This is a genomic window from Sneathiella sp. (assembly GCF_029233945.1).
Classification (GTDB): Bacteria; Pseudomonadota; Alphaproteobacteria; order Sneathiellales; family Sneathiellaceae; genus Sneathiella.
This window is the reverse complement of sequence record NZ_JARGOQ010000026.1, coordinates 14930-27432: the sequence shown is the minus strand read 5'-3', so window position 1 is coordinate 27432 and position 12503 is coordinate 14930. Positions and strand designations below refer to the sequence as shown.

Genomic DNA, 12503 nt, shown 5'->3' with positions numbered 1-12503 from the left:
ATGGTTAATACAGGGAACAGTATGTGTAAGCGTTTGTAAAATGGCACCATTTGTTGACGGCCATATGCCGACAGTTTCGGCGGTAAGAAATACGTACCAGCTAAGCCAGGCAATTGCCCGGAAAGTGTTGCTTGTTTCTATTAATATTCCAAAGAATGATGATCCATACGGCTCGCTCGATACCTTTGTGTTCGGGCATCTGCCGATCGTTTTCATGATCGCGGAGAGTACGACGACGGCAACGAAGATGCTGGAGGAAAACCCGGATATCGCCGTTCTGATCATCGATGTCTCGGGAGAGAAAGGCGAGAGCGGCCTTGATCTGGTTCATAAACTTCGGGGTGAGCTTGGCAACAAGATTATTCGCATCGTCCTGCTCGGCGAGGCGGCGGAGCAGGGCGGCGCGCAGAACCACTTCCTTGACTATGACGTCAGCGACTATCGCGATGCCGCTGCGATTAACCTGCCCAAGCTTTTCACCAGCCTGACCATCGCGCTGCAATCTTACGAGCGGCTGATATCGGAGGAGGACAGCAAGCAATCCTTGCAGACGATCCTCGATATTACCAAGGAGCTTTACGGCGCCCGCTCGGTCGAGGATTTTTGCCTCACCATCCTCACGCAGCTGCAGGTCATCTGCAAGGATCTGGAAGATTGTTTCTTCGCCATTCCGAACGAGCATTCCGGAGAGCTTGCCGTAACGGCAGGCAAGGGCCGCTATATCACAGCAAAAAAGCAGCGCGTGTCCGAGGTTGTCGGGACGGAACTGTATGAGATGATCCTCTCCGCGTCGGTCAGTCGGGAGAATGTCTTTGCGGAGACCGTCAATATTCTCTGTATTTCACAGGACGAAAAGCTGAAGGGCGTGGTGGTGCTGGAAAACCGGGCGCCGCTGACCTTCCTGGAGACGCGGCAGATGGAACTCATCTGCGCCAATATTACGCTCGGCCTTGAAAATGCCGATATGTTTGAAGAGATCAAGCGCCTTGCCTTTAATGACAGCCTGACGGGCCTCGACAGCCGGGCGAAATTCCGCACCGATGTGCAGGCCCATATCGAGAGGGTGGCAAAGCCGGAGAAGCGCCGCCTCGCCGTGGTGCAGTTCACGTTGGAGCATCTGCCCGAATTGAATATCGCGCTTGGTCATGATGCGGGGGACGAGCTGATCCAGTTTGTCTCCGAGCAGTTGACCAGCCTGTTCCCGGGGGCGATCTCACTCGCGCGAACATCGGGTAACGGGTTCGGGCTGTGCCTGCCCTACAAGAGCACGCGGGAGCTCAAGCAGATCCCGAAAACCATCCACAGCCTGTTCGAGCATGGACCGTCCTCGCGGGAGAATATCCCGCATATCAGCCCCCGGATTGGCCTCGCCATCTATCCTGATGACGCGGATAACGCGACGGCGCTCTGGCGGAACACCAACATCGCGCTCTCCAATTTAAAGGTCAGGAACGGCTCCTATTTCTGTTTTTACAACAGCGCCATCGCCAATGATATCAACGCCCGCGTCGAGATGAACAACGCGCTTCGCACCGGCATCATGCGAAAGGATCTGTCGCTTTCCTACCAGCCGCAAATCGATCTGGAAAGCGGCGCGATGATCGGGATTGAGGCGCTGATCCGCTGGCAGAGGGAGGGCGGGCTATTTGTTGCCCCCAATGATTTTATTCCGGTCGCGGAAAGCTCTGGCCTGATCGCGCCGATCAGCGAATGGGTCTTGAGCGAGGCCTGCCGTCAGCGGAAAGAATGGCTTGATGAGGGGGAGGATGAGTTTCGCGTTGCGGTTAATCTCTCGCTCTCCATCTTCCAGAATGACGATTTCGTCGCATTGATCCGCCAGACCCTTGAGGAAACAGGTTGTCCGCCATCCTTGCTGGAACTGGAAGTCACCGAAAGCGTGATCATGGAGAACCCGAAGCAGACATTGGAGAATTTCCGCGTGTTGCGCGATCTTGGCGTCAGCTTTGCGATTGATGATTTCGGCACTGGCTATTCCTCGCTCGCGTATCTCCGGCAATTGCCGGTCTCCGCGCTCAAGATCGACAAGGCCTTTATCGATGGCCTGACCGAGAATGACGATGATGCGGCGATTGCACAGACGGTCATCTCGCTCGGGCGCAGCCTCGGCATGAAAGTGCTCGCCGAAGGGGTTGAAACCATGGAGCAGGTGGAATTCCTCTGGTCCGCCCAATGTCATCAGGCGCAAGGGTTCCTGTTCTCACGCCCGATTGCGGCGGCGGATGTCATGCCCTTTATTCGCGATCCCAGTCGTCCGGGCTTCCGGCAGCACAGCCTATTTTAACAGCTTGCCCGGGTTCATGATCCCGTCGGGGTCGAACGCCTTCTTGATCCGCCGCATCAGGTCAATCTCGATGGCCGGTTTGTAATGCACGAGGTCATCCGCCTTTAACCGCCCGATACCATGCTCGGCACTGATGGAACCGCGCATTTTCACCGCAATATCATGAACGGCGCGGCTCACTTCCTCCCAATGGGAGAGATATTCCTCCCGTTCCATATCCTTGGGCTGCATCGGGTTATAATGCACATTGCCATCGCCGATATGCCCGAAGACGACGGATCGGAAGGTCGGAATGATCTTGCCAACCGCGATATCGGCCTCGCGGATGAAATCGGCGAAGCGCGAGACGGGGACGGAGATATCATGCTTGATGCTGCCGCCCTCGGGTTTTTGCGCGGCGGAGATTTCCTCACGCAGGCGCCAGAGATGCTGCTGCTGCGCCTCACTCGCAGGGACCACCGCGTCGAGCACGATCTCTTTCTCGAAGGCCGCCTCCAGAATGCTCTCCATCAGCTCTTTAAGCTCCGGTGTCGCGCTTGACGACAGCTCGACCAGAATATGCCAGTCATAGCGCGCGGGCATCGGGTCGGTGAAATCCGGCACATGCCGCATCACCATATCCACGCAATAGCGCGAGATCAGCTCGATCGCCGTTACCTGATCGCCGCTCATGGCGCGGGCGAGGCTCAGGAACTCGATTGCGGCCTCGACGGAGGGCACAGCGGCCAGCGCCACCTGCTGATATTTCGGTTTCGGGTACATCTTCACCACCGCGCCGGTCACGATGCCGAGGGTGCCTTCCGCGCCGATAAAAAGCTGTTTGATATCATAGCCGGTGTTGTCTTTCCGCAGGCCCGTCAGCCCATCCCATATCTGCCCGTCGGGGAGTACGACCTCAAGGCCCAGCACTTGCTCCCGCGTATTGCCGTAATGCAGGACCTGCACGCCGCCGGCATTGGTGGAGATATTACCGCCGATCTGGCAGCTTCCTTCCGATCCGATCCGAAGCGGAAAGATAAAGCCGTTGTCTTCCGCGACTTCCTGCAGATTGGCGAGGATGCAGCCCGCATCAATGGTGAGCGTGCCGTTCAGCCGGTCAATCTCCCGCACGTTGTTCATTCGCGCGACGGAGAGGATAATCTCTTCCCCGCTCGTGAAGGGGACGGAGCCGCCGACGAGGCTGGTGTTCCCGGCCTGCGGGACGAGGGGCGTTTTCGTCTCCGCGCAGAGCTTGACGATGGCGGCGACTTCCTCGGTCGTTTTTGGTTGCACGACGGCGCGGGCACGGCCGACGAACTTGTCGCGCCACTCGACGACGAAGCCCTGCATATCGGCTTCCTCGGTGATGACATGCGTGTCGCCGACGATGGCTTTCATATTTTCGATTAAGGTCATGTGCCCACCGTTTCCTTTTCGTGTCTAGGCGCCGCCGCGCGGCGGAGGCGATCATTGATGGCAACGCCGAGGCCCACCTCCGGGATCGGTCCGACGGCGATCCGTTTAAACTTCATCTCGTCGAGGAAATGCAGCGCCGAGAAGAGCAGCGCCGTCGCCTCGGTCAGGTCGCCGTTAATACTCAAATTCACATCGGCGATGGCGTCATACGCGCGCCCGAAGGCGAGATAGGCTTCGCCGGGTTCCTTCGTTGTCGCGTTCAGCCGTACCGCCGCGTCGGGCGCATAATGGCTGAGCAGCATCCCCGGGCTTGGCGTTGTCCCGTCCGCGTCATGGGAGAGGAGCGGGCCGACTGAGGCCTCCAGCGCTTCCTGCGTAATGCCGCCCGGCCGGAGAAGGACCGGCTCACCCTCATCAGAAAACCCCACCACCGTGCTTTCCACGCCGACGGGGCAGGGGCCGCCATCAACCACCCCGGCGATCTTTCCGTCCAGCCCGTCAATGACATGCTGCGCCTTGGTCGGGCTGATCCCGCCCGAGGGGTTGGCGCTTGGCGCGGCGAGGGGGCGGTCGCAACTTTTCAGGAACTCAAGCGCGAGTTTATGTCCCGGCACCCGGATGGCCAGCGTCTCCAGCCCGGCGCTGGCAAGACGGGAAACGGGGCAGTCTTTCACTCGCGGCAGAACGAGGGTGAGGGCGCCCGGCCAGAAAGTCGCCGCGAGCCTTTCCGCCGTTTCGTTAAAGGTGACATAGTCGCGCGCTTTCGCAAGACTCGGCACATGGACGATCAGCGGATTAAAACTCGGCCGGCCCTTCGCCTCATAGATCGAGGCGACGGCATGATCATTCGTTGCATCCGCGCCGAGGCCATAGACCGTCTCCGTCGCGAAGGCGACAAGGCGTCCGGCGCGGATTTCTTCCGCCGCCTCCGTCAATCCGGTATTGTCCGTTTTAAAAATTCTCATAATCCATCATATTCCGCTGATAGCTGGCGGGAGTTTACCCGATTGCCCTTTCCCGTCGATAGGCATTCGTTCGCGCGAAAGTCTTTTTTCTCATCGCGGGATATGTCATAACATCCTAAAGCTAAGAATAACCATTATATAAGAGGTATCTCCATGGCTGAATATAGCGCCCCCATAAAAGATATGCGCTTTGTTCTGGATAATATCGCCGATCTGGCGGCTCTTTCGAAACTGGAGGGGTTTGAACATGCGGAGCCGGATGTTGTGGATGCGGTTCTGGAAGAGGCCGGGAAATTCGCGGGCAATGTCCTCTCGCCGCTGAACAAGCCGGGCGATTTGCAGGGCTCGCATGTGAAGGACGGTGTGGTCACGACGCCCGATGGATGGAATGAGGCCTATGCCGGGTTCGTCGAGGGGGGCTGGAACGGGATTTCCGCGCCGGAGAAATATGACGGCGGCGGCCTGCCGAGTGCGGTGGCCCTGGCGACGGTGGAAATGTGGAACGCGGCCAACCTCGGTTTTTCGCTCTGTCCGCTCCTGACGCAAGGCGCGATTGAGAGCATCATCGCCCATGGCACTGAGGAACAGCAGGAGAAATACCTCAAGAAACTGGTGAGCGGGGAATGGGCCGCGACCATGAACCTGACCGAGAGCCAGGCGGGATCGGATGTTGGCGCGCTCCGTTCCAAGGCAGAACCGGCGGACGATGGAACTTGGCGCATCTCGGGGCAGAAAATCTTCATCACCTATGGCGATCACGAGATGAGCGAGAATATCATCCATCTCGTGCTGGCCCGGACGCCGGGCGCACCTGCCGGAACGCGCGGCATTTCGCTCTTTATCGTGCCGAAATACCTCGTTAATGACGATGGCAGCCTGGGGAAACGGAACGACCTTAAATGCGTCTCTCTGGAAGAGAAGATTGGCATCCATGCCAGCCCGACGGCTGTCATGTCCTATGGGGACAATGGCGACTGCGTCGGGTATCTCCTCGGCGCGGAGAACAAGGGTATGGCCTGCATGTTCACCATGATGAACAGTGCCCGCCTCAATGTCGGGGTACAGGGACTTGCGGTGGCAGAGCGGGCCTTTCAGCAGGCCGTCGAATATGCGCGAGATCGCAAGCAGGGGCAGGCTCCCGGCATGCCGAAGGGCGAAATGACGCCAATTATCCACCATGCAGATGTGCGCCGGATGCTGATGACCATGCGCGCGAATATCGAGGCGATGCGTTGCCTCATCTATCTGAATGGCGCTTGCCTGGACGTCGCACATCACGGCGTCGACGAAGAGACACGGACCAAGGCCATGGGCATGGCGGAGCTCTTGACTCCGCTCTCAAAAGGCTGGTGCACGGACCTTGGCGTCGAGATGGCGTCCATCGCGGTGCAGGTGCATGGCGGCATGGGCTTTATCGAGGAAACCGGCGTCGGCCAATATTACCGCGACGCCCGCATCCTCCCCATTTACGAGGGCACCAACGGTATTCAGGCGCTCGATCTCGTAGGCCGCAAGCTCGGCCTGCAGGGCGGGGAGCCGGTGAAACAGATATTCGCCGATATGCAGGAGACGGTTAAGGCGCTTGCCGAGGCGGGGGATGAGATGACGGCGATGTCATTGCAGCTCAATCTCGCGGTGTCGGCCTTGAAGGACGCGACCGACTGGCTCTATAGCAATGCCCCGAATGATCCGCATGCCGCGCCTGCCGGCGCCACGCCCTATCTTCGTATGTTTGCGACGACAGTGGGCGCGCATCTTCTCGGTCGGTCGGCGTTAAAGGCGCGGACGATGCTGGGTGAGGGGGCGTCGGATACGGAATTCCTGCAGGCGAAGGTCATCACGGCCCGCTTCTTCATGGGCCAGATTCTGCCCACCGCGACGGCACTGCTCGGTCCGGTGACAGAGGGACCGGAGACATTGTTTGCGATTGACGAGGAGCTGCTCTCCGCCTGATTGGCCGGGCAGATTTGACGTTAACGTAAACGGTAAATAGAATAACAAGAGCGGCGGGCGCCCTGCCCAGCCGCCATTAGGACGAGTACCGCATGACCTATAATGAAATAACCTATCCCTTCGATACCCGCCCCGGAGATGGCGAGGTGCTGGAAGTGAGCGACGGGATTCTCTGGGTACGGATGCCCATCCCGATCCCCGGCCTTGACTATATCAACCTCTATCTGATCGAGGATGACGACGGCTGGACGATGGTGGATTCGGGCCTTAATACCGGCGAAATCCGCGATCTCTGGCGGAGCATTTATGCGAAATACCTGAAGGGCAAGCCGATCACCCGGATGCTCTGCACCCATTTTCACCCCGATCATATGGGGCAGGCGGGCTGGGTTACCTATAAATGGAAAATTCCGTTGACCATGACGTTCGGTGAATGGACTTTCGGCCGTATGCTCTATCTGGAGGCGCAGAAGGAAACGCCGGACTATGTCGTGGACTTCTATCGCTCTGTTGGCTTCAGCGAGGCGATGCTGGCGCAGGTTCGCGATCGCGGCTTCAATAATTTCCGGCGGGCCATGTCGCAGGTGCCTATGGGTTTCAACCGCATCGCCGATGGCGATATCCTCACCATCGGCAAGCGCGACTGGCGGGTGATTGTCGGTGAGGGCCATTCTCCAGAGCATGCCTGCCTCTATTCGAAGGCGGACGGGATATTGATCTCGGGTGATCAGGTGTTGCCGCGCATTACGCCGCATATCGGGGTGTACCCGGCTGAACCGTTCGCTAATCCGTTGAAGAAATTTATTGATTCTATTGAAACATATAAGAAATTACCTGACGATACTTTCGTCCTGCCCGCGCATAACGATGTTTTCTATGGCCTTCATAACCAGTTGGATTTTTATCAAACACACCATGAAGATCGACTTAACCGGTTATTAAGCGTGTGCGATACGCCGCAATCGGCGATGGATCTACTGCCGGTGCTGTTTGATCGGGAACTTGATGAAAAAGACAAAGGTCTCGGTATTGCCGAAGGGCTGGCGCATTGCCACTACCTCGTCGGCGAAGGCCAGCTGGAGCGGGTCAGTGGAAGCGATGGAATCTGGCGGTTTCAGAAAAGCGGAGCCGCACGCAAGGCGGTCGCCTGATTGATAAACACTCAAGAGAATAACAAAAACAAAAAGGAAACAAAGAGATGACGAAAGATCTTTTAGTCGAAAAGAAAGACGGCATTGCGACAATTACCCTGAACCGGCCGGAGGCACGCAACGCTCTCTCGCTGGAGATGCGCGCCGCCCTGTATGACGCCTTTGTCGATATGGAAAATGATGACAGCGTTCGCTGCATTGTCCTGCGCGGCGAAGGGGAGCATTTCCAGGCGGGCGGCGATGTAAAATCCTTCAATGAATTTGTGAAGCTGAGCCCGGACGAACGCCGTAAAACCTTCGAAAAGCGCATCCACACATTGCATCCGACCATTTTCACGATGATGCGGATGCCGAAGCCGATCATCGCCAGCGTGCGCGGCGGTGCCGCCGGGTTTGGCCTGTCGCTGATGATGGCCTGCGATATGGTGATCGCCTCGGAGGATGCCTTTGTCACGCTCGCTTATATCGGGATTGGCACAACGCCGGACGGCTCCGGCAGCTATATGCTCCCCCGGATCGTCGGGCTTAAGAAAGCGATGGAAATTGCCATGCTCGGGGACCGGATCAAGGCAGCGGAAGCGAAAGACCTCGGCCTGATCAACTATGTGGTCCCGACCGATGAGTTGGGGGCGGAAACGGCAAAGCTTGCCAAGCGTCTCGCGAATGGCCCGACGGTGGCCCTCGGCCGGACGAAGCAGTTGCTTAATGCCTCGCTCGGGAATAGTCTGGAAGAGCAGTTATCCTTGGAAGCGCAAGGCTTCGCCTTCTGCGCGTCCAGTAATGACTGGGTCGAGGGCGTGACAGCCTTCAAGGAGAAGCGGAAGCCTGACTATAAAGGTAACTGACGGGCGCCGGTTCTGAGAAGAACAGGGAGACGGTTATGGCGGATCTGAAGGGAAAGACACTCTTTATCACGGGCGCGAGTCGGGGCATCGGTCTTGCCATCGGCAAGCGCGCCGCCGCCGATGGGGCAAATGTCGTCATCGCCGCCAAAACCGCCGAACCGCATGCCAAGCTGAAAGGCACGATCTACACCGCCGCCGAGGAAATCGAGGAGGCGGGCGGCAAGGCGCTCCCCCTCGTTGTCGATGTGCGGGAGGAGGACATTGTCGAGGCGGCGATGAAGCAGGCGGCGGATACGTTCGGCGGGATTGATATTCTCGTCAATAACGCCTCCGCCATCAGCCTCACCGGCACGCTCGAAACCCCGATGAAGCGCTATGATCTGATGCATCAGATCAATATTCGCGGGACGTTCCTTTGCTCGCAGAAGGCTATCCCCTATCTTAAAAAGGCCGAGAACCCGCATGTTCTCAACCTCTCCCCACCGCTTAATTTCGAGGCGCACTGGTTTGCGCCCCATGTCGCCTACAGCATGGCGAAATACGGCATGAGTCTCTGTGTGCTGGGCATGGCGGAAGAATTCAAAAAAGCCGGGATAGCGTTTAATGCGCTCTGGCCGAGGACGGCAGTCGCGACATCGGCGATGGATTTGATCGGCGGCCCCGAAGTGCGGACCAAATGCCGGAAAGATACGATCATGTCCGACGCGGCGCATATCATCCTGACCAAGCCGTCCCGGGACTTCACCGGGAATTTCTGCATCGATGACGAGATATTGAAGGACGCCGGGGTTACGGATTTTGCGCAATACCGCTTCGAAGGGGTGGAAGAGAAAGACCTGCTTCCCGACTTCTTCGTCTGATCAGGCGGCTTGACGCAGCTCCAGCCGGTTCCAGACATCTTTCAGCGCGCCGACAAGTTCGGCCATCATCGCATCGTCATGGAACGGCGTCGGCGTAATGCGCAGGCGTTCCAGCCCGCGCGCCACCGTCGGATAATTGATCGGCTGGATATAGATGCCGTAATCGTCGAGCAGCATATCGCTCGCCTGCTTGCAGAGCTCCGCATCATAAACCATCAGCGGCACGATATGGGTAACCGAGGGGAGCAGCGGGAGCCCGGCCTTCGTTACCAGTCGCTTCAGCGTCGCGGCGCGTTCCTGATGGCGTTCGCGCTCGGCCTGGCTTGATTTCAGATGCCGCACGCTGGCAAGGGCGCCCGCGCTCATCACCGGGGAGAGGGTTGTCGTGAAGATAAAGCCCGACGCGTAGGAGCGAATGGCATCGACAATGCTTTGCTTTGCCGTGATAAAGCCGCCGACAACGCCGAACGCCTTCCCGAGTGTGCCCTCGATAATATCAAGGCGGTGCATCAGCCCTTCACGCTCCGCCACGCCGCCGCCGCGCGGACCATAAAGGCCGACCGCATGCACTTCATCAAGATAGGTCATGGCGTTGTATTTATCGGCGAGATCGCAGAATTCCTTGATCGGCGAGATATCCCCATCCATGGAATAGACCGATTCAAAGGCGATGACCTTCGGCCGGTCGGGCGCGATGGTTTTCAGCTTGTCTTCCAGATCGCGCACATCGTTATGGCGAAAAATCCGCTTCTCGCAGCCCGAATGGCGGACGCCGTCGATCATCGAGGCATGATTGAGCTCATCGGAGAGGATCACGCAGCCGGGCAGCAGCTTGCCGAGGGTGGAAAGGGTCGCATCGTTGGACACAAAGCCCGAGGTGAAGACGAGCGCCGCCTCCGTCTGGTGGAGATCGGCCAGCTCGCGCTCAAGCTCGCAGATCATCCGCGTGTTGCCGGAGATATTGCGGGTGCCGCCGGCACCGGCGCCGTATTTGTCCGTTGCCTGCTTGATGGCGGCAAGCACATCCGGATGCTGGCCCATGCCGAGATAGTCGTTGGAGCACCAGATGGTAATATCCTGCGTTCCGCCGTCGTCGAGATAACGGGTTGCGCGGGGGAAATCACCGGCATGACGGCCAAGCTCGGTGAAGACGCGATAGCGCTTTTCCTCTTTCAGAGCGGCAATCGCCTGCTCGAACATGCTCTCGTAATCCATCGTCCGCCCTTAAGCTTTGTTTGGTCCATCGACCGATGTATTCCTAAATACCGTTTCCGACCGATCCGTGACAAGGGACAAAAGGTCGCAACGCGAGGCTGATCGCGCGCTTTTGATCGGCTTTTTCTCCGTGTTCTGGGGCAGGCGCTGCCCTCAATGCGCCATAAACACCGGAATCGGGCAGTTATTCAGCACTTCTTCCGTCACCGCGCCAAAGAACAGGCGGCGCAGACGACTTCGCGTGTAGGCGCCCATCACCAGTATGTCCGCGTTGCATTTACCGGCCTCGGCCAGAATTGATTCGGCTGTCGACTTGCCATTTGAATCGCTAATCTCGCAGCGATCCGCCTGCACCCCATACATGGTGAGATAGCGTTGCACGGCGAGCGGATGAATATCCTCATCCAGATCATCGACAGCGGAGATCAGCATCACTTTCTCAGCGGTCTGCAGGAACGGCAGGGAGTAGGAGAGCGCGCGCGCCGATTCCACCGACCCGTTCCAGGCGAAGGCAACCCGCAGCCCGACATCCTTGGGCAGCACCTTGTTCAGCAACAGGACCGGACGACCGGTTTCGCGGAGCGCGGCATTAATCAGCAAGGAGTTGTTGATCTGTTCCTCGCCTTCCTGCTTGCAGATAATAATCAGGTCGAACAAACGCCCGTAACTATGTATTGTATCTTCGCTATTCCCCTGCTTTTCAACAAAGCGGGTGGAGGGACCTTCGCCCGCCGGGCGGTCGGCAATGTCATGGATTTCCGGAATTTGCATGCGTTCCGAAATCTCCTTGAACAGCTCCCGCGCGCGTTTGCGGCGCTCTTCCCCGTCCTTTTCCGCCATTTCGATGACGCTCTCGATCATGGTCGAGGTCATCCCCTCGCCAACGAAAGCCGCCGCCGATCGCGGATCAATCTTGATATGCAGCGCATTGACATGGGCGCCGAAGCGGATGGCGAGATTAAAGGCACTCTCAAGCGCTTTCGCGTCGCTGTCGTTATTCGCGCCGGACAGGGGAACAAGAATATTTTTAAAATGCATTGAATACCTCAGCCTGTGAGTTTTCATGTAAATGTAACACTAAGACCCTAAATCCTAAAGGCTTTTATAGGTTTTCGGCGCTAGTCCCCGTCGTCCCGGTCGTTGTTGATATGGAGGGGGTCCTGATGGATGATGGCTTCCGCTTCGGGATATTCCGCCATCAGGCGGGCCTCGACCGCATCCGAGATGGTATGGGCGTCACGCAAGGAGATGCCGCCATCGATATCAAGATGCATCTGCATAAAGAGTTGCTGGCCGGAGCGGCGTGTCCGCAAATCATGAATGCCAAGCACTCCCGGCTGTTGCAGGACGATGGCCTTGATATTCTCGCGTTCCTCATCGCCAAGTTCCTCATCCATGAGATCGGCGAAGGACGTGCGGATGATTTTCCAGGCACTGACGATCAGGATAAGCGCAATCAGGATGGCGAACAGCCCGTCGGCGTAGCGCAAGTGGAATACGGTGTCGAGAATGAGCGCGAGGATCACGGCGCCATTGATTAATACATCACCGGCATAATGCAGGGAATCGGCGGAAATCGCCACGGAGCGGGTCTTGTTGATCACATAGCGCTGATAAAGAACAAGGCCGATGGTCAGCGCGATGGAGATAATCATGACGGTAATGCCGACATCCGTGGAGGAGATCGGCTTCGGATTGAGCAACCGCTCTCCGCCCTGAAACAGCAGGAAAACCGCCGAGCCTGTAATGATTGCTGACTGGAATAGCCCGGCCAGAGCCTCCGCTTTGCCATGGCCGAAGCGATGATCGCTGTCGGC

General features: G+C 57.9%; 10 protein-coding genes. 5 read left to right on the top strand and 5 right to left on the bottom strand.

What is annotated here, in order from left to right:
* Positions 1 to 40: 40 nt before the first annotated feature.
* A complete protein-coding gene (locus tag P1U71_RS10135; RefSeq protein WP_301105481.1) occupies positions 41 to 2302 on the top strand; it encodes an EAL domain-containing protein in 2262 nt (753 codons plus the stop codon).
* On the opposite strand, the gene P1U71_RS10130 is transcribed toward P1U71_RS10135, so the two are convergent.
* Together P1U71_RS10130 and P1U71_RS10125 are read right to left on the bottom strand one after the other, a co-directional pair.
* A complete protein-coding gene (locus P1U71_RS10130; protein WP_301105480.1) occupies positions 2294 to 3697 on the bottom strand; it encodes an FAD-binding oxidoreductase in 1404 nt (467 codons plus the stop codon). The genes P1U71_RS10135 and P1U71_RS10130 overlap by 9 nt on opposite strands.
* Complete coding sequence (locus tag P1U71_RS10125; protein ID WP_301105479.1) at positions 3694 to 4662, bottom strand: L-threonylcarbamoyladenylate synthase; 969 nt, start codon at positions 4660 to 4662, stop codon at positions 3694 to 3696. The genes P1U71_RS10130 and P1U71_RS10125 overlap by 4 nt, the downstream gene beginning before the upstream one ends.
* Before the next feature lie 153 nt (positions 4663 to 4815).
* On the opposite strand from P1U71_RS10125, the gene P1U71_RS10120 reads away from it, so the two are divergent.
* The 4 genes from P1U71_RS10120 to P1U71_RS10105 all read left to right on the top strand — a co-directional run bounded on the left by P1U71_RS10120 (position 4816) and on the right by P1U71_RS10105 (position 9471).
* Positions 4816 to 6615, top strand: a complete 1800-nt coding sequence (locus P1U71_RS10120) for an acyl-CoA dehydrogenase (protein ID WP_301105478.1) — start codon at positions 4816 to 4818, stop codon at positions 6613 to 6615.
* A 92-nt stretch (positions 6616 to 6707) separates the two neighbouring features.
* Entirely contained in the window at positions 6708 to 7766 is a 1059-nt protein-coding gene (locus P1U71_RS10115) for an MBL fold metallo-hydrolase (RefSeq protein ID WP_301105477.1), read from the top strand.
* Between the two features lie 47 nt (positions 7767 to 7813).
* Positions 7814 to 8611: an enoyl-CoA hydratase gene (locus P1U71_RS10110; RefSeq protein WP_301105476.1), complete on the top strand. Its 798-nt coding sequence runs from the start codon at positions 7814 to 7816 to the stop codon at positions 8609 to 8611.
* A gap of 35 nt (positions 8612 to 8646) precedes the next feature.
* Positions 8647 to 9471 carry an NAD(P)-dependent oxidoreductase gene (locus P1U71_RS10105; RefSeq protein ID WP_301105475.1) on the top strand — a complete coding sequence of 275 codons (825 nt, stop codon included), beginning with the start codon at positions 8647 to 8649 and terminating at the stop codon, positions 9469 to 9471.
* Here the strand turns inward: P1U71_RS10105 and hemA are convergent, their stop codons facing one another.
* From hemA to P1U71_RS10090, 3 genes are all read right to left on the bottom strand, one after another.
* Positions 9472 to 10686, bottom strand: a complete 1215-nt coding sequence (hemA, locus tag P1U71_RS10100) for a 5-aminolevulinate synthase (protein WP_301105474.1) — start codon at positions 10684 to 10686, stop codon at positions 9472 to 9474.
* 153 nt (positions 10687 to 10839) lie between these two features.
* Positions 10840 to 11724 carry a universal stress protein gene (locus P1U71_RS10095; RefSeq protein ID WP_301105473.1) on the bottom strand — a complete coding sequence of 295 codons (885 nt, stop codon included), beginning with the start codon at positions 11722 to 11724 and terminating at the stop codon, positions 10840 to 10842.
* Between the two features lie 80 nt (positions 11725 to 11804).
* A partial coding sequence (locus P1U71_RS10090) for a cation diffusion facilitator family transporter (protein WP_301105472.1) occupies positions 11805 to 12503 on the bottom strand: 699 nt, incomplete at its 5' end.

Coding starts and splice junctions, on each gene's coding strand:
- P1U71_RS10135 (WP_301105481.1), top strand. CDS start 41: ATGGCACCATTTGTTGACGGCCATATGCCGACAGTTTCGGCGGTAAGA.
- P1U71_RS10130 (WP_301105480.1), bottom strand. CDS start 3,697: ATGACCTTAATCGAAAATATGAAAGCCATCGTCGGCGACACGCATGTC.
- P1U71_RS10125 (WP_301105479.1), bottom strand. CDS start 4,662: ATGAGAATTTTTAAAACGGACAATACCGGATTGACGGAGGCGGCGGAA.
- P1U71_RS10120 (WP_301105478.1), top strand. CDS start 4,816: ATGGCTGAATATAGCGCCCCCATAAAAGATATGCGCTTTGTTCTGGAT.
- P1U71_RS10115 (WP_301105477.1), top strand. CDS start 6,708: ATGACCTATAATGAAATAACCTATCCCTTCGATACCCGCCCCGGAGAT.
- P1U71_RS10110 (WP_301105476.1), top strand. CDS start 7,814: ATGACGAAAGATCTTTTAGTCGAAAAGAAAGACGGCATTGCGACAATT.
- P1U71_RS10105 (WP_301105475.1), top strand. CDS start 8,647: ATGGCGGATCTGAAGGGAAAGACACTCTTTATCACGGGCGCGAGTCGG.
- hemA (WP_301105474.1), bottom strand. CDS start 10,686: ATGGATTACGAGAGCATGTTCGAGCAGGCGATTGCCGCTCTGAAAGAG.
- P1U71_RS10095 (WP_301105473.1), bottom strand. CDS start 11,724: ATGCATTTTAAAAATATTCTTGTTCCCCTGTCCGGCGCGAATAACGAC.